11 protein-coding genes and 1 riboswitch are annotated in these 17,209 nt (G+C 69.5%); of the genes, 5 read left to right on the top strand and 6 right to left on the bottom strand.

What is annotated here, in order from left to right; translation table 11 throughout:
• Nucleotides 1-216 precede the first annotated feature (216 nt).
• Nucleotides 217-1,227: a polyprenyl synthetase family protein gene (locus ACZ7L5_RS37550; protein WP_383249110.1), complete on the bottom strand. Its 1,011-nt coding sequence runs from the start codon at nucleotides 1,225-1,227 to the stop codon at nucleotides 217-219.
• A 207-nt stretch (nucleotides 1,228-1,434) separates the two neighbouring features.
• Here ACZ7L5_RS37550 and ACZ7L5_RS37555 point away from each other — a divergent pair, with 207 nt between their 5' ends.
• The 3 genes from ACZ7L5_RS37555 (at nucleotide 1,435) to ACZ7L5_RS37565 (ending at nucleotide 6,200) form a co-directional block, all read left to right on the top strand.
• Complete coding sequence (locus ACZ7L5_RS37555) at nucleotides 1,435-2,937, top strand: peptide MFS transporter (RefSeq protein WP_471522695.1); 1,503 nt, start codon at nucleotides 1,435-1,437, stop codon at nucleotides 2,935-2,937.
• Nucleotides 2,938-2,965: 28 nt separating this feature from the next.
• Nucleotides 2,966-4,975 carry a CocE/NonD family hydrolase gene (locus tag ACZ7L5_RS37560; protein WP_471522697.1) on the top strand — a complete coding sequence of 670 codons (2,010 nt, stop codon included), beginning with the start codon at nucleotides 2,966-2,968 and terminating at the stop codon, nucleotides 4,973-4,975.
• Between the two features lie 280 nt (nucleotides 4,976-5,255).
• Nucleotides 5,256-5,430, top strand: a riboswitch (cyclic di-AMP (ydaO/yuaA leader).
• Nucleotides 5,431-5,435: 5 nt separating this feature from the next.
• Complete coding sequence (locus ACZ7L5_RS37565) at nucleotides 5,436-6,200, top strand: LysM peptidoglycan-binding domain-containing protein (protein WP_363038095.1); 765 nt, start codon at nucleotides 5,436-5,438, stop codon at nucleotides 6,198-6,200.
• 34 nt (nucleotides 6,201-6,234) lie between these two features.
• Here the strand turns inward: ACZ7L5_RS37565 and ACZ7L5_RS37570 are convergent, their stop codons facing one another.
• Nucleotides 6,235-7,065 carry an HAD family hydrolase gene (locus tag ACZ7L5_RS37570; protein ID WP_328879985.1) on the bottom strand — a complete coding sequence of 277 codons (831 nt, stop codon included), beginning with the start codon at nucleotides 7,063-7,065 and terminating at the stop codon, nucleotides 6,235-6,237.
• A gap of 324 nt (nucleotides 7,066-7,389) precedes the next feature.
• Between ACZ7L5_RS37570 and fahA the strand changes: the two genes are divergently transcribed.
• Both fahA and ACZ7L5_RS37580 read left to right on the top strand, forming a co-directional pair.
• Nucleotides 7,390-8,610: a fumarylacetoacetase gene (fahA, locus tag ACZ7L5_RS37575; RefSeq protein WP_471522700.1), complete on the top strand. Its 1,221-nt coding sequence runs from the start codon at nucleotides 7,390-7,392 to the stop codon at nucleotides 8,608-8,610.
• A 190-nt stretch (nucleotides 8,611-8,800) separates the two neighbouring features.
• Nucleotides 8,801-9,739 (top strand): M56 family metallopeptidase, encoded by a 939-nt coding sequence (locus tag ACZ7L5_RS37580; protein WP_471522702.1) that lies wholly within the window; start codon nucleotides 8,801-8,803, stop codon nucleotides 9,737-9,739.
• A gap of 42 nt (nucleotides 9,740-9,781) precedes the next feature.
• Here ACZ7L5_RS37580 and recQ read toward each other — a convergent pair whose 3' ends face one another.
• The 4 genes from recQ to nuoL all read right to left on the bottom strand — a co-directional run bounded on the left by recQ (nucleotide 9,782) and on the right by nuoL (nucleotide 17,194).
• The gene (gene recQ / locus ACZ7L5_RS37585; protein ID WP_471522942.1) at nucleotides 9,782-11,797 is read right to left on the bottom strand and encodes a DNA helicase RecQ; all 2,016 of its coding nucleotides are present in this window, start codon (nucleotides 11,795-11,797) and stop codon (nucleotides 9,782-9,784) included.
• A 260-nt stretch (nucleotides 11,798-12,057) separates the two neighbouring features.
• On the bottom strand, nucleotides 12,058-13,707 hold the full coding sequence (nuoN, locus tag ACZ7L5_RS37590; RefSeq protein ID WP_471522703.1) for an NADH-quinone oxidoreductase subunit NuoN: 1,650 nt from the start codon (nucleotides 13,705-13,707) through the stop codon (nucleotides 12,058-12,060).
• Nucleotides 13,704-15,275: an NADH-quinone oxidoreductase subunit M gene (locus ACZ7L5_RS37595; RefSeq protein ID WP_362388074.1), complete on the bottom strand. Its 1,572-nt coding sequence runs from the start codon at nucleotides 15,273-15,275 to the stop codon at nucleotides 13,704-13,706. Before ACZ7L5_RS37595 ends, nuoN begins: the two co-directional genes overlap by 4 nt.
• A gap of 5 nt (nucleotides 15,276-15,280) precedes the next feature.
• Nucleotides 15,281-17,194, bottom strand: coding sequence for an NADH-quinone oxidoreductase subunit L (gene nuoL / locus ACZ7L5_RS37600; protein ID WP_471522705.1), 1,914 nt, complete (start codon nucleotides 17,192-17,194; stop codon nucleotides 15,281-15,283).
• Between the last annotated feature and the right edge of the window lie 15 nt (nucleotides 17,195-17,209).

Below are 17,209 nucleotides of genomic sequence, written 5' to 3' on the forward strand. Positions count from 1 at the left end.
CTGGGCACTCATACGGAGGCGATCTTATTTTGGACTCAGTCCAGATAAGTGACGTGCGTCACAGCCGCAGTGGGCCTTTCAGCCCGTCCGGCGTTTGAGGACAAGGCCGTTCAGGCCGACAGCGGGGATCTGGGGGCGGCAGCCCCAGGAGCCGGGGTCGAAGGGGCGGCAGCCCCTGGAGGACGGGAAGGGTGGGGGCGGCGGGGGCGAAAACCCCTATCCGGCCCGATGCACCACCGCATCGCACAACTCCATCAACGCAGCCTTGGCACCGATGTCCGCCAACGGCGCCAACGCAGCCCGCGCATCCTCCGCATACCGCACCGTGTCCCGCCGAGCCTGCTCCAGCGCCGGATGCTCACGCAGCGCGGCCAACGCCTCCGCATGCCGGGCGTCGTCCGTCAGATCGGAGTCCAGCAGCTCACACAGGGCGACATCCTCCGCCAGCCCCAACCGCTCGGCCCGCTCCCGCAACCGCAGCACAGGCAGCGTGGGAATGCCTTCCCGGAGATCCGTCCCCGGCGTCTTCCCGGACTCGTGGGAGTCACTGGCGATGTCCAGCACGTCGTCCGCGAGCTGGAAGGCGACCCCCAGCCGCTCCCCGTACTGGGTGAGCACGTCGACCACGGTCTCGTCGGCGCCCGACATCATCGCCCCGAACCGGCACGACACCGCGACCAGCGACCCGGTCTTCCCGCCCAGCACATCCAGGTAGTGCTCCACCGGATCGCGCCCGTCCTGCGGTCCCGCCGTCTCCAGGATCTGTCCGGTGACCAGCCGCTCGAACGCCTCGGCCTGCACCCGCACCGCCTCGGGCCCGAGGTCGGCGAGAGTGTGCGAGGCGCGCGCGAACAGGAAATCCCCGGTCAGTACGGCAACCGAGTTGCCCCAGCGGGCGTTGGCACTGTCGACACCCCGCCGCACCGCGGCCTCGTCCATCACGTCGTCGTGGTACAGCGTCGCGAGATGGGTCAGCTCCACCACCACCGCCGACGGCACGACCCCCGGCGCATACGGGTCCCCGAACTGGGCAGCGAGCATCACGAGCAGCGGCCTGAACCGCTTTCCGCCCGCCCGCACCAGATGCTGGGCGGCCTCCGTGATGAAGGGGACCTCACTCTTGGTGGCTTCGAGCAATCCCTCCTCGACAGCCGCCAATCCGGCCTGGACATCGGCTTCCAGAGCCTGGTCCCGCACGCTCAGCCCGAACGGCCCGACGACGGTCACGAGGGGTCTCCTGTCTGCTGGTGTCCACTGGCGGTTACACGGTTTGTCGATAGGTCGCTGCCATCACTCAAGTCAGCGTATCCGGTCACCTTTCGATCACCGATGCCGCCCACCCGTCCACCACGGGCGGTATCGGATCACGACCGGTATGTTTTTGATCACCTGATAAGGCGGGATATCCATCCACTTATAGGGAAGTAGCGGCCCGTGTCCCGAACCGACCTCGACGTCGAGCCCGAGAGCGGGCCCCCGCCACGCGACGACCGCGCCTTCCTCGGCCAGCCGAAAGGCCTTTTCACCCTCTCCGGTCTGGAGGTCTGGGAACGCTTCTCGTTCCTCGGCATGCAGGCCATCCTCGTCCTGTACTTCGCCGACACGGTCGCCCACGGCGGTATGGGCATGTCGGCCGGGACCGCGGCCTCCGTCTCCGCCGCATACGGCACCCTCGTCTATCTGGTCTCGGTCGCCGGCGGCTGGCTCGCCGACCGTATCCTCGGCTCGTATCGCGCGGTGCTGTGGGGCGGCATCCTCATCGCCTGCGGCCATTACGCCATGGCGGTGCCGACCACCGGCATGACCTGGGTGGGCCTCGGCCTGATCAGCGCCGGCACAGGGCTCCTCAAGCCCAACGTCGCCACCATGGTCGGCAAGCTCTACCGCACCGACGACGACCGCCGTGACGCCGGCTTCGCGCTCTACTACATGGCGATCAACATCGGTGCCTTCGCCGGCCCGCTCGTCACCGGCTGGCTCGGCGACCACAAGGGCTGGCACTGGGGCTTCTCGGCCGCCGCGATCGGCATGACGCTCGGCCTGGTCCAGTACGTCGCCGGACGCCGTCACCTGGCCGGGCGGAAGCACTCCGCAGAATTCGCGCTGTCTCCGGACGCGACGCGCCGGGCGATCCGCCTGATCGTCACGGGCCTCGCCGTCACCGCGGCGGTCGCCTTCCTGCTCGCCGCCGCCGGCTGGCTCACCATGGACCGCTTCGTCGACCTGCTCACGCTCGTCTCCGTGATCGCCCCGGCCGTCTACTTCGCGGTGATGTTCTCCAGCCCGCGCGTGACCCCCGAGGAACGCGGTCGCCTTCGCCCGTACGTCGTCCTGTTCCTCGCCTCGACGGTCTTCAACTTCATCCTCTTCCAGGCCTACTCGACGATGATCCTGCTTGCCTCGACGAACGCCGGGACGACCGTCCTCGGCTTCGGCTTCCCCGCCGGTTGGTACGCCTCCGCCCTCGGCGCCTTCGAGGTCGCCCTCGCCCCTGTCGTGGCCGCACTGTGGGTCAGGATGGGGCGCCGCCAGCCGCACGCGTCCAACAAGATCGCAATCGGGGTCGTCCTCGGCGGCCTGTCCTTCCTGCTGATGGTGCTGCCGACCTCCGGGCACTCCTCCGACGACTACCTCATGTCCGTCTGGTGGATCGTGGGTTCGTACCTGCTCCTCGGCCTCGGCGACGTCCTCCTGGAGACCTCCGGCATGTCGGCCACGACCAAGCTCGCCCCGGCCGCGTTCGCCGGCCAGACCATGTCCCTCTGGTTCCTGTCCCTCGCCCTGGCCAACGGCATCCAGGCCCAGGCGGTGAAGCTCTACGACGACGTCTCCAAGCCCGCCTACTTCGGCGTCAACGGCGCAATCGCAGTGGCCGCGGGCCTGCTCGTGATGGCCGCGGCGCCCTGGCTGCGCCGCACGATGCACCCGGTCCACTGACACCGACCGAGCCACTGGGATCCCGCTCATGCACATCCGTACGTCCTTCCCCTACGAGACGACTCACGACGACCTCCGCATCCCGCTCCCGGACGGGACCCTGCTGTACGCGCGCGTGTGGCGCCCCCTGACGGACGAGCCCGTACCGGCGCTCCTCGAGTACCTGCCGTATCGCCTGTCCGACTGGACCGCACCCCGCGACCACCAGCGCCACCCCTGGTACGCAGGCCACGGCTACGCCTCCGTGCGCGTGGACATCCGCGGTCACGGCAACAGCGAGGGCATGCCGACCGACGAGTACTCGGCGACGGAGCTCGCCGACGGGGTCGAGGTGGTCAACTGGCTGGCGGCCCAGCCCTGGTGCAACGGCCGGGTCGGCATGTTCGGCATCTCCTGGGGCGGCTTCAACTCCCTCCAGATCGCGGCCCTCGCGCCCGAACCGCTCAAGGCGATCGTCACGGTCTGCTCCGCGGACGATCGCTATGACAACGACGTGCACTACATGGGAGGTTCCGTCCTCGCCGTCGACATGCACGCCTGGGCGTCGACGATGCTCGCCTTCGCCGCCCGCCCGCCGGACCCGCAGTATGTCGGGGACGCCTGGCGGGAGATGTGGCTCAAGCGGCTGGAGGCCGTCGAACCGTTCCTGCACACCTGGCTCGGCCACCAGACGCGCGACGACTACTGGCGCCACGGCAGCGTCTGCGAGGACTACGGCGCGATCGACGCCGCCGTCCTGGCGGTGGGCGGCTGGCACGACCCGTACCGCGACACCGTCCTGCGTCTCGTCGAGCACCTGCCGGCGGACCGCGTGCGCGGCCTGATCGGCCCCTGGTCGCACCAGTACCCCGACCGCGGCCTGCCGCCGGGCCCGGCGATCGGCTTCCTCCAGGAGACGCTGCGCTGGTGGGACCACTGGCTGAAGGACGAGGACACGGGCGTCATGGCCGAGCCCCTGCTGCGCTCGTACGTCAGCGACTCGCACCGCCCGGCCACGGTGTACCCCACGCTGCCCGGCCGCTGGGTCGGCGAGCCGGCCTGGCCCTCTCCGCACGTGCGCGCGGTGACGTACGCCTTCCAGGGCGCCCCCGTCCTCGTCCGCTCCCCCATGCACACCGGGATCGACGCCGGCCGCTTCTTCCCCTTCGGCAACGATGCCGACCTGCCGCCGGACCAGCGGGAGGAGGACGCGCGGTCGGCGTGCTTCGAGTTCGAGGTGGGCGAGGAGACCTGGGTGTCGGGGCGGCCGAAGGTGCGGCTGCGGCTGACGTCGGAGGTGCCGCGCGGGCAGGTCGTCGCCCGGCTCTGCGACGTGGCACCGGACGGCTCCTCGACCCTGGTCACGCGGGGCGTGCTGAACCTGTCGGCGCGCCACGGCCGGGACCGCGCGGTGCCGTGGGAGCCGGGCGCCACCGAGGACGTGACCTTCGAGCTGAACGGCATCGGCCACGCCTTCCCGCCCGGGCACCGCATCCGCCTCGCCGTCTCCTCCGCGTACTGGCCGTGGATCTGGCCCCAGCCGGACTCGGCGGCGGGCTTCGGCCTGGAACCGTCGGGAAGCTCGCTGGAACTTCCGGTACGCGCGCGTGCGTTGGACGAGTCAGCAGACGACACAGCGATCACCTTCGAGGAACCGGAGCAGGCGGAACCGCTCGGCGTGAACTCCCCCATCACGCTGGACGAGCCGCGCCCCGAGCGGCTCGTCGTGCGGGACGTGGCCAAGGGCGAGTGGCGCCTGGACGTCGACCCCCGGTACGGCGGCACGCGCGTGTACCCCGACGGCCTGGAGTTCACCGAGGACGCGCTGGAGACGTACACGATCAACGAGTGGGACCCCTTGTCGGCCCGTACCCGTTCGGAGTGGTCGATCCGCCTGCACCGGCCGGAGCTGGGGTGGGACGCGACGGTGCGGACGCGCTCGGAGATCAGCTGCGACCGGCATGACTTCATCGCCTCCAACGAGGTGATCTGCCGGGAGGGCGAAGAGGTACTTTTCCACCGGACATGGGAGAAACGGACTCCACGGACAGCCGGTTAAAGGCGAGTTGGAATCATTGCCCGATTTGCCGCTCTTGTGGATGCCAGTGAGTTGGGTCACTCGCACCCGGTCACGCACCACCTCGGGGCACCCGCGTCTCCCCTTGCCTCAAAAGCAAGTTGAGGCTTGGCAACCGCAAAGGATCAAGCGCCCCATTCACACCAGACCATGGTCAACCGGCCGACAGGTGACCACGGCACTTGTTCCGGGCATGTGCTCTCGCATACGTTCCCGCTCAGTCGGGCGGACGCCTAATCCTGCCGCCGCCCGAGTCACCCACCCACGCAACTCACTCACGCACGGCAGGAGCGGGGGACCCAGGTAAGTCGCCGGACCGGACGCCTTGATGGCGCACCGAACCGGCTCGGGGTGAAGTCGCACCGCCACACGGCGGCGCGGCCGGGCATCTCCCGCCCGAACCCGACAGCTCACCTCGCAGGCGCCGGAGAGGAACAGCGCCATGCCCCGAGGCAAACACCGCCGCCCCCGCACCAACCCGCTCACCCGGCACGTCATCGCAGCCGGCACCGGCACCGCCGCCCTCGCCATCCCGCTCCTGAGCGCGACCACCGCGAGCGCCGCACAGCCCGCCCAGTCCCCCACCGTCGCGCAGGCCGCTCCCCAGGCCGCCGTGAAGGCCAAGACGGTCACGTACACGACGAAGAAGGGCGACACGCTCTACGGCGTCGCCGACCGGTACGACGCGCAGGGCGGCTGGAAGCAGCTCTACAAGGACAACCGCAAGGCGATCGGCGACGACCCCCGTCTGATCCACCCCGGCCTCGACCTGGAGGTCCGGGCGACGAAGAAGGCGAGTTCGCCGGACAAGTCGGCCGACAAGGCGTCCGCGCCCGCCAAGAAGTCCAACGTCGCCAAGGCCACCCAGTCCTCCGTGAAGACGTACCCGAACAACCTCGACGGCTGGATCCGCAACGCGCTGGACATCATGGCGCAAAACGGAATTCCGGGTTCGTACGAGGGCATTCAGCGCAACATCATGCGCGAGTCGTCCGGCAACCCCCAGGCCATCAACAACTGGGACTCCAACGCCGTCGCGGGCACCCCGTCCAAGGGCCTCCTCCAGGTCATCGACCCGACCTTCGCGTCGTACCACGTGCCGGGGACGGTGTACGACCCCTTCGACCCGGTCGCGAACATCACGGCCGCGTGCAACTACGCGGCCGCGCGTTACGGCTCGATCGACAACGTGAACGGCCCCTACTAGGCCCTGGCGCGGGGGCCTGGTCCGACGACGTGCCCTACTGGGCGAAGTCGGCCAGGCGCCCCGCGAACAGCCTCTCGAGGACGACGGCGATGCCGTCGTCCTCGTTCGAGAGGGTGATCTCGTCGGCGACCGCCTTGAGTTCGGGATGCGCGTTGGCCATCGCCACCCCGCGGGCGGCCCAGTCGAACATGGGGATGTCGTTGGGCATGTCCCCGAAGGCGATCGTCTCGTGCGCGCCCAGACCGAGATGCTCGGCGGCGAGGGCGAGACCGGTCGCCTTCGTGACGCCGCATGGCTGGAGTTCGACGGTCCCGGGCCCCGACATGGTGACCGTCGCGAGCGACCCGACCACCGACCGCGCCGTCGCCGCCAACTCGTCGTCGGACAGGGTGGGATGGCGCAGCAGCACCTTGCTGATCGGCTCGCACCACAGGTCGTCGCGGTGCCGGACGCGTACGGCGGGCAGGGTGGGGTGCGGCATCAGGTACCCGGGCTCGATGAGCGTGAGGCCGTCCACGCCGTCCTGGTCGACGGCCGCGTACACCTGCCCCACCTCGGCCTCGATCTTGCCGAGCGCGGTCTCCGCCAACTCCCGGTCCAGGGTGATGGACCACAGCAGACAGTCCGCTCCGGCGTCGTACAACTGCGCGCCCTGTCCGCACACCGCGAGCCCCCGGCTGCCCAGGACGTCGAGGAGCGGGCGCACTCTGGGCGCCGGCCGGCCCGTCACGACGAGGTGCTGCGCACCGGCCGCCGCCGCCTGCGCGAGCGCGTCGAGGGAACGGTCGGAGAGCGTGTCGTCGCCTCGGAGCAGCGTCCCGTCCAGGTCAGTGGCGATGAGTGAATATGCGATGGGTCGGGCCATGATCAGAGAATACGGACAGGAGGCCCCATCGACTCGACTCGAACCGGACGGCTGCTGTGTTCACATGTGTTGACACCTGTTCCGGTTCCAGTTCTGATTCCACCCGGGCAACTTCCTTTTGCTTGTGGCGATTTCACTCCCACGTGGTGCCGGCGAGCTCCTGGGCGGCACCGACTCAGGTCTCGTCGACGCGGCCGAGTGCGGCGACCTGCTGATTCGCCCGCCCCGACGACGCGAGTTCCGCACTGCCCAAGACCCTCGTCTCACCCGTAACGTGTGGCCAGACCACATGGCACGGAGCGTATGAGAGTGAGGCAGCACCCCATGCCCCCCTTCGATCTCCCCGAGGGCGACCCCTTCGGCACGCACAACCTTCCGTACGGCGTCTTCTCCCTTCCCGGCTCGGACTCCGCGCGACGGGTCGGCGTCCGGCTCGGCGACCACGTCCTCGACGCGGGCAGGGCGGCCTACGCGCTCGGCTCGCCGTACGCCCCGCTGCTCGCCCAGGACTCCCTGAACCCGCTGCTCGCCGCCGGCCACACCACGTGGTCGGACGTACGGCGCGCACTGACGGCCTGGGTGACGGTGCCGGCGCACCAGGAGGCCATCGCGGACCTTCTCCACCCTCTGTCCTCAGTCACCCTGCACCTCCCCTTCGAGGTCGCGGACTACGTCGATTTCTACGCCTCCGAGAACCACGCCCGGAACGTCGGCCAGATCTTCCGCCCCGACGCCGAGGATTCGCTCACCCCCAACTGGAAACACCTGCCGATCGGTTACCACGGGCGCGCCGGCACGGTCGTGGTCTCCGGCACGGACGTCGTACGTCCGTCCGGCCAGCGCAAGGCCCCCACTGATCCGGCGCCGGTCTTCGGCCCGTCGGTCCGCCTCGACATCGAGGCAGAGGTCGGCTTCGTGATCGGCACGCCCTCGGAGATGGGCAAGCCGGTGGCGCTGGGCGACTTCCGTGAGCACGTCTTCGGCCTGTGCCTGCTCAACGACTGGTCGGCACGCGACGTCCAGGCCTGGGAGTACGTCCCCCTCGGCCCGTTCCTCGGCAAGTCCTTCGCCACGTCGGTGTCGGCGTGGATCACCCCGCTGGACGCGCTGGAGGAGGCGCGGGTGGCGCCGCCGGAGCGGACGCACCCCCTGCTGCCGTACCTGGACGACTCCGGCCCCGAAGCCGAGCCCGGCGGCTACGACCTGCGTATCTCCGTGGCCATCAACGGCCACGTCGTCTCCGAGCCGCCCTTCTCCACCATGTACTGGACGGCCGCCCAGCAGCTCGCCCACATGACCGTGAACGGCGCCTCCCTGCGCACCGGTGACCTGTACGGCTCGGGCACGGTCAGCGGCCCGACCGAAGGGGAGCGCGGCTCACTCCTGGAGCTGACCTGGAACGGCCGTGACCCTCTCGAACTCCCGGACGGCAAGCGGGCGTTCCTGGAGGACGGCGATGTGGTGACCCTGTCCGCCTGGGCCCCGGGCCCTGGTGGGGTCCGGGTCGCTCTGGGGGAGGTGACAGGACAGGTCGTGGCGTCGTGACGGGACGGGTCGCGTTGTAGTGACGCCGAGCGGCCGGCCCAACCGTCAACTGTGTCTTTCCCCCTGACTCCTGCGATGGTCACCGTCATACTGACTGGCGGTGGGAACCGAGCCGCAACCGGCGTTCGTGACCCACCGCCCCGCACTGCCGCCCTCGCACCTTCCCTGACCAGGATCCGGAGCCCTTGGCATGACCGTCTGCCTGCTCCTGTTGAGCATCGTCGCCCTGACGGCCGCCGTACCCGTCCCCCAGGCGTTGACCCGGGCCTCCTGGCCCGAACGGGAACCCGTGGTCGCGCTCTGGGTGTGGCAGTGCCTGGTCGCCACGGTCCTGCTGTGCTGCCTGACGGCCCTGGCCCTGGGCACCGCCGCGGTCTTCGCCACCGTACGCGCCCAGCTCTTCGCTCCGGCGCCGCCGTCGGTGACCGAGGCGTACGACCTCTCGGCCGCGCCCGCATGGGCGGTGGCCCTCACCCTGCTGCTGGCCGGCGGCGCCGCCTGGACGACGGCGATGCTGGCCCGCGAATTCGTCGAGGCCCGTCGGCGGCGCGGCCAGGCAAGGGCCCACCTGCTCGAACGCGCCCCCGACCTGCCGGCCGACCTGGGTTCGGCGCGGGGCCCGCTGCTGGTGCTGGAGGACGAGTACCCCGACGCCTGGTGGATGCCGGGCAGTCCGCCCCAGCTGATCGTCACCACGGGTGCCCTGCACCGCCTGACCGACCACCAGCTCGACGCCGTCCTCACCCACGAGCGTGGCCACGCCCGGGCCCACCACGACTGGCTGCTGCACCTCTCGACCGCGCTTGCCACCGGATTCCCCCACATCCCGTTGTTCGCCCACTTCTGCGACCAGACCCACCGCCTGGTCGAACTGGCCGCGGACGACACGGCCTCCCGCCGCTGCGGTCACCTGACGACCGCGCTGGCCCTGATCGAGCTCAACCAGCACCGAGGCGTCCTGTCCTGCGCGTCCACCAACCGCCTCCTGGGCGAACGCGTCAACCGCCTCCTGCAGCCACCCCCACGTCTGGGCCGTCGCAACCGGGCCCTCACCACGACGCTGGCAGCGCTGGTACCGCTTCTCCCGCTCCTGATCACGTTCGCTCCGGGGCTGACGGCGTTGAGTTGACCGTCGTCGCCGAGAAGCGCTCGCATGCGCGGGTGGCTCTTCCTAGGCCCAGTCCTCCGGCTCCGGCTCCTGCTCCATCTCGGGCCAGTCGTCCGCCCCGTCGTGGTGAGCCCCCGGGTTGGTCTCGGTCGCCGCCCCCGCACCGGACTCGCCGCGCACCGAGGTCAGCACCTCGAGCACGCCCTCTCCGTACGTGGCCAGCTTCTTCTCACCGACACCGCCGATGCTCCCGAGCTCACGCACGGACGCTGGCCACACCGTCACGATCTCCCGCAACGTCGCGTCATGGAAGATCACATACGCCGGAACACCCTGCTCGCGAGCCTGCTCGGCACGCCAAGCACGCAGGGCCTCGAAGGCCGGCACCAGCGCCTCAGGCAGCTCGGCCGCCGCGGCCTTCGCCTTGCGCTCGCCACGCCCGGACCCGGCGGAACCCGACGCCGACCGCGAGGTGACCGGCTTCTTCGGCTCCTTCCGCAGCGGCACCTCCCGCTCCCGCCGCAGCACCGTCCCGCTCGCCTCCGTGAGCACGAGCGTGCCGTACTCGCCCTCGACCGCGAGCAGGCCCTGCGCCAGCAACTGTCTGACGACTCCTCGCCATTCGCCCTCGCCGAGCTCCTCGCCGATGCCGAACACGGACAGCTGGTCGTGATCGAACTGGATCACCTTGCCGGTGCGCCGCCCCAGCAGGATGTCGACGATCTGCAGCGCCCCGAACTTCTGTCCCCGCTCACGCTGCAGCCGCACCACGGTCGACAGCACCTTCTGCGCCGCGATGGTGCCGTCCCAGGTCTCCGGCGGGGTCAGGCAGGTGTCGCAGTTGCCGCAGCCCGTCGGATCGGGGTCCTGGCCGAAGTAGGCGAGCAGCTGACCGCGCCGGCACTGCGCGGTCTCGCACAGCGCCAGCATCGCGTCCAGGTGGGAGGCCGCCCGGCGCCGGAACGCCTCGTCGCCCTCGCCCAACTGGATCAGCTTGCGCTGCTGAATGACGTCGTTGAGGCCGTAGGCCATCCAGGCCGTGGAGGGCAGTCCGTCGCGGCCGGCGCGGCCCGTCTCCTGGTAGTAGCCCTCGACCGACTTCGGCAGGTCGAGGTGGGCGACGAACCGCACGTCCGGCTTGTCGATGCCCATCCCGAAGGCGATGGTCGCCACCACGACCAGCCCCTCCTCCCGCAGGAACCGGGACTGGTGCACCGCGCGCGTGCCCGCGTCCAGGCCGGCGTGGTACGGCACCGCCTCGATGCCGTTGCGGCTCAGGAACTCGGCCGTCGCCTCCACGGACTTCCGCGACAGGCAGTAGACGATGCCCGCGTCGCCCGTGTGCTCCTCGCGCAGGAAGCTCAGCAACTGCTTCTTCGGGTCCGCCTTCGGCACGATCCGGTACTGGATGTTGGGCCGGTCGAAGCTCGCCACGAAGTGCCGGGCCGTCGGCATGTTCAGCCGCTGGGTGATCTCCTGGTGCGTCGCGTGCGTGGCCGTCGCCGTCAGCGCGATCCGCGGCACGTCCGGCCACCGCTCGCCCAGCAGCGAGAGGGCCAGGTAGTCCGGGCGGAAGTCATGCCCCCACTGGGACACGCAGTGTGCCTCGTCGATCGCGAACACGGCGATCTTTCCGCGTGACAGCAGGTCCAGCGTCGACTCGACCCGCAGCCGCTCCGGCGCAAGGTAGAGCAGGTCCAGCTCGCCCGCGAGGAACTCCGCCTCCACCACACGTCGCTCGTCGAAGTCCTGCGTGGAGTTGATGAACCCGGCGCGCACCCCGAGCGCCCGCAGCGCGTCCACCTGGTCCTGCATCAGGGCGATGAGCGGCGAGACGACGATGCCCGTACCCGGTCTGACCAGGGACGGGATCTGGTAGCACAGCGACTTCCCGCCGCCCGTCGGCATGAGCACGACGGCATCGCCGCCAGCCACCACATGCTCGATGACGGCTTCCTGCTCGCCGCGGAAGGCCTCGTAGCCGAAGACCCGCTGCAGCGCGGCCAGCACCTCGCCGTCACCGGCCTGTGCCACCTCGCTCACCCCTGACATTTCGCTGATCCCGCCCGTCGCACCCATCGCCGTGTCCCCCGTACGTCGACCCTCGACCACTGCCTCCACGATAGGGGCCGCCACCGACAGCGCCGGAGTTATCCACAGGCTCACCGTTCACCGGTCCGTGAGCGAGCGATAGCCCTGAGCTATCGGTACGGCTGGCCTGCCCCGCATCGCGGGCCCACCACATCGCGGCCCCACCACATCGCAGGCCCCACCACATCACAGTGGCCCGGCATCCCCCCGAGGGAAGCCGGGCCACCGCCGTGCAGGCGTGCGCCAGGTCAGCGCACGAACACCGCCGCATTGCCGGCCAGATCCAGGAAGTACTGCGGCGCCACGCCCAACACCAGCGTGACCGCCACGCCCACCCCGATCGCCGTCATCGTCAGCGGTGACGGAACGGCCACCGTCGGCCCCTCAGGGTTCGGCTCGCTGAAGAACATCAGGACGATGACGCGGATGTAGAAGAACGCCGCGATCGCGGACGAGATCACACCGACCACGACCAGCGGGCCCGCCCCGCCCTCCGCCGCCGCCTTGAACACGGCGAACTTCCCGGCGAAGCCGGAGGTCAGCGGGATGCCGGCGAAGGCCAGCAGGAACACCGCGAACACGGCCGCGACCATGGGTGAACGACGGCCCAGACCAGCCCACTTGGACAGGTGCGTCGCCTCACCGCCGGCATCACGCACCAGCGTCACGACCGCGAATGCCCCGATCGTCACGAACGAGTAGGCGGCCAGGTAGAAGAGAACGGACGACACCCCGTCCGGCGTGGTCGCGATGACACCCGCGAGGATGAAGCCCGCGTGCGCGATCGACGAGTACGCCAGCAGCCGCTTGATGTCGGTCTGCGTGATCGCGACGATCGCACCGCCCAGCATGGTGACGATCGCGACGCCCCACATGACCGGCCGCCAGTCCCAGCGCAGGCCGGGCAGCACGACGTAGAGGATGCGGAGCAGCGCGCCGAACGCCGCCACCTTCGTCGCCGCCGCCATGAACCCGGTCACCGGTGTCGGCGCGCCCTGGTAGACGTCGGGCGTCCACATGTGGAACGGGACGGCGCCCACCTTGAACAGCAGGCCCATGACGATCATCGCGGCGCCGACGAGGAGCAGCGCGTCGTTACCCATCGTGTCCGCGAGCGCCGGGGTGACGTCCGGGACCGTACCGTCGACGACCTGCGCGATCGTCGCGTACGACACGGAACCCGCGTACCCGTACAGCAGCGCGATGCCGAACAGGGTGAACGCGGAAGCGAAGGCGCCCAGCAGGAAGTACTTGACCGCGGCTTCCTGCGACATGAGCCGCTTGCGGCGGGCCAGCGCGCACATCAGGTACAGCGGGAGCGAGAAGACCTCCAGCGCGATGAACAGCGTCAGCAGGTCGTTGGCCGCCGGGAAGATCAGCATGCCGGCGACGGCGAACATGAGCAGCGGGAACACCTCAGTGGTGGTGAACCCGGCCTTGACGGCGGCCTTCTCACTGTCGCTGCCCGGCACGGACGCGGCCTGCGCCGCGAAGGAGTCGACCCGGCTGCCGTGTGCCTCGGGGTCGAGTCGCCGCTCGGCGAAGGTGAACAAGCCGACCAGGCCCGCCAGCAGGATCGTGCCCTGCAGGAAGAGGGCCGGTCCGTCGACGGCGATCGCGCCCATCGCGGCGATGCCCGCCTTGGTGGTGGCGTATCCGCCGGCCGCGAGCGCCACGACCGCGGCGAAGGCTGCGACGAGCGCCACGACACAGACGAACACCTGCGCGTAGTAACGGGACTTGCGCGGGACGACCGCCTCGATCAGTACCCCGATGATCGCCGCTCCGACGATGATCAAGGTGGGCGACAATTGTCCGTACTCGATCTTGGGTGCGTCGATCTTCGAGATCGGATCGGCCGCGGTTGTCCACAGGCTGTGGACAGCTGATGCGCTCACTTGGCGGCCTCCACCTCTGGCTGGGGGTCCTTCTTCTGTACGTCGGACATGGTCTGCTTGACCGCCGGGTTGACGATGTCCGTGAGGGGCTTCGGGTAGACGCCCAGGAAGATCAGCAGTGCGACCAGCGGGGCGACGACCACGAGTTCACGCACCCTGAGGTCGGGCATCGCGGAGACCTCCGCCTTCACCGGGCCCGTCATCGTCCGCTGGTAGAGGACGAGCGTGTAGAGCGCGGCGAGCACGATGCCGAAGGTGGCGATGATGCCGATCACCGGGTAGCGAGTGAATGTGCCGACCAGGACCAGGAATTCACTGACGAAGGGCGCCAGGCCCGGCAACGACAGTGTCGCCAGGCTGCCGATCAGGAAGGTGCCGGCGAGCACCGGGGCGACCTTCTGCACACCGCCGTAGTCGGCGATGAGCCGCGAGCCGCGCCGGGAGATCAGGAAGCCGGCCACGAGCATCAACGCGGCGGTGGAAATACCGTGGTTGACCATGTAGAGCGTGGCGCCGGACTGGCCCTGGCTGGTCATCGCGAAGATGCCCATGATGATGAAGCCGAAGTGGGAGATCGACGCGTACGCCACCAGCCGCTTGATGTCCCGCTGCCCGACCGCGAGCAGGGCCCCGTAGATGATGCTGATCAGCGCCAGTACGAGGATCGCGGGCGTCGCCCACTTGCTCGCCTCCGGGAACAGCTGGAGGCAGAAGCGGAGCATCGCGAAGGTGCCCACCTTGTCGACGACCGCGGTGATGAGGACGGCGACCGGAGCGGTGGCCTCCCCCATCGCGTTGGGCAGCCAGGTGTGCAGCGGCCACAGTGGCGCCTTCACCGCGAAGGCGAAGAAGAAACCGAGGAACAGCCAGCGTTCGGTGTTCGTCGCCATGTCGAGCGTGCCGTTGGCCCGGGCCTCGGCGATCTCCTGAAGGCTGAAGTTCCCGGCGACCACATACAGGCCGATCACCGCGGCCAGCATGATCAGACCGCCGACCAGGTTGTAGAGCAGGAACTTCACGGCCGCGTACGACCGTTGCGTCGCCGCCACCTTCTCGCCGTGCTCGTGGGCACGGTCCCCGAAGCCGCCGATGAGGAAGTACATCGGGATGAGCATGGCTTCGAAGAAGATGTAGAAGAGGAAGACGTCGGTGGCCTCGAAGGAGAGGATCACCATCGCCTCGACGGCCAGGATCAGGGCGAAGAAGCCCTGCGTCGGCCGCCAGCGCCTGCTGCCGGTCTCCAGCGGGTCGGCGTCGTGCCAGCCCGCGAGGATGATGAACGGCATCAGCAGCGCCGTCAGAGCGATCAGCGCCACCGCGATGCCGTCGACGCCGAGTTCATAGCGGACCCCGAACTCCGCGATCCAGGCGTGGGATTCGGTGAGCTGGTAGCGGTCGCCGTCCGGGTCGAAGCGGACCAGGACGGTGATCGCGAGGGCGAGCGTGGCGAGTGAGAAGAGCAGCGCCAGCCACTTGGCGGCGGTGCGCCGGGCGGCCGGTACGGCGGCCGTGGCGATCGCCCCGATCGCCGGGAGCGCCGCCGTAGCTGTCAGCAGAGGAAAGGACATCGGTATCAGACCGCCCTCATCAGCAGGGTCGCGGCGATGAGGACCGCCGCACCGCCGAACATCGAGACCGCGTACGACCGCGCGAAGCCGTTCTGGAGCTTGCGCATCCGTCCGGACAGACCGCCGACCGAGGCCGCCGTGCCGTTGACGACGCCGTCGACCAGGGTGTGGTCGACGTACACCAGGGAGCGCGTGAGGTGTTCGCCGCCGCGCACGAGGACGACGTGGTTGAAGTCGTCCTGGAGCAGGTCGCGCCGGGCGGCCCGGGTGAGCAGCGACCCGCGCGGGGCGACGACCGGGACCGGCCGGCGGCCGTACTGGCCGTAGGCGACGGCGACGCCGATGACCATGCACGCGACGGTCGCGCCGGTGACGACTCCCGCGCTGATCGGCGGGTGGCCGTGTTCGAACCCGGTGATGGGCTCCAGCCAGTGCACGAAGCGTTCGCCGATGCTGAAGAACCCACCGGCGGCGACCGACCCGACGGCCAGCACGATCATGGGGATCGTCATGACCTTGGGCGACTCGTGGGGGTGCGGCTCGTTGCCCTTCTCGTCGGGCTGCCAGCGCTTCTCGCCGAAGAACGTCATCAGCATCACGCGCGTCATGTAGTACGCCGTGATGGCCGCGCCCAGCAACGCGCAGCCGCCGAGGATCCAGCCCTCGGTGCCGCCCTTGGCGAACGCCGCCTCAATGATCTTGTCCTTGGAGAAGAAGCCGGACAGGCCCGGGAAACCGATGATGGCGAGGTAGCCGAGGCCGAAGGTGACGAAGGTGACCGGCATGTACTTGCGCAGAGCGCCGTACTTGCGCATGTCCACCTCGTCGTTCATGCCGTGCATGACCGAACCGGCGCCGAGGAACAGCCCGGCCTTGAAGAAGCCGTGCGTCACCAGGTGCATGATCGCGAAGACGTAGCCGATGGGGCCGAGGCCGGCGGCGAGGACCATGTAGCCGATCTGCGACATGGTCGAGCCGGCCAGTGCCTTCTTGATGTCGTCCTTCGCGCAACCGACGATCGCACCGAAGAGGAGCGTGACGGCACCGACGATGGTGACGACCAGCTGCGCGTCCGGCGCCGCGTTGAAGATGGCCCCGGAGCGGACGATCAGGTAGACGCCCGCGGTCACCATCGTCGCGGCGTGGATGAGGGCCGAGACCGGGGTCGGGCCCTCCATCGCGTCCCCGAGCCAGGACTGCAGCGGCACCTGGGCGGACTTGCCGCACGCGGCGAGCAGCAGCATCAGGCCGATGGCGGTGAGCCTGCCCTCGCTCGTGTCGGCGGCGAGCCCGGCCTCCTCGCCGGTACCGAGCACCGGTCCGAACGCGAAGGTGCCGAACCACAGGAACATGAGCATGATCGCGATCGACAGGCCCATGTCGCCGACGCGGTTGACCAGGAAGGCCTTCTTCGCGGCCGTGGCGGCGCTGGGCTTGTGCTGCCAGAAGCCGATCAGCAGGTAGGAGGCGAGACCGACGCCCTCCCAGCCGACGTACAGCAGCAGGTAGTTGTCGGCGAGGACGAGCAGCAGCATCGCCGCGAGGAACAGGTTCAGATAGCCGAAGAAGCGGCGGCGCCGCTCGTCGTGCTCCATGTACCCGACCGAGTACAGGTGGATCAGCGAGCCGACGCCGGTGATCAGCAGCACGAACGTGATCGACAGTTGGTCGAGGCGGAAGGCGACGTCCGCCTGGAAGCCCTCGACCGGGATCCAGCTGTACAGGTGCTGGGTGAGGGTCCGGCTCTCGGCGTCCTTGCCCAGCAGATCGGCGAAGAGGATCACGCCGAAGACGAAGGAGACGAACGACAGGAGCGTGCCGATCCACTGTCCGACGGCGTCGAGACGCCGGCCGCCGCACAACAGGAGGGCCGCTCCGAGCAATGGCGCCGCGATCAGCAGCGCAATCAGGTTCTCCACGATTCTTCCGACCCC

It is taken from the genome of Streptomyces sp. NPDC107528 (genome assembly GCF_055639295.1).

What these genes read in the sequence shown, in the direction of transcription:
- ACZ7L5_RS37560 (WP_471522697.1), top strand. Translation starts at nt 2,966, where the DNA reads ATGCACATCCGTACGTCCTTCCCCTACGAGACGACTCACGACGACCTC.
- ACZ7L5_RS37565 (WP_363038095.1), top strand. Translation starts at nt 5,436, where the DNA reads ATGCCCCGAGGCAAACACCGCCGCCCCCGCACCAACCCGCTCACCCGG.
- ACZ7L5_RS37570 (WP_328879985.1), bottom strand. Translation starts at nt 7,065, where the DNA reads ATGGCCCGACCCATCGCATATTCACTCATCGCCACTGACCTGGACGGG.
- fahA (WP_471522700.1), top strand. Translation starts at nt 7,390, where the DNA reads ATGCCCCCCTTCGATCTCCCCGAGGGCGACCCCTTCGGCACGCACAAC.
- ACZ7L5_RS37580 (WP_471522702.1), top strand. Translation starts at nt 8,801, where the DNA reads ATGACCGTCTGCCTGCTCCTGTTGAGCATCGTCGCCCTGACGGCCGCC.
- recQ (WP_471522942.1), bottom strand. Translation starts at nt 11,797, where the DNA reads ATGGGTGCGACGGGCGGGATCAGCGAAATGTCAGGGGTGAGCGAGGTG.
- ACZ7L5_RS37595 (WP_362388074.1), bottom strand. Translation starts at nt 15,275, where the DNA reads ATGTCCTTTCCTCTGCTGACAGCTACGGCGGCGCTCCCGGCGATCGGG.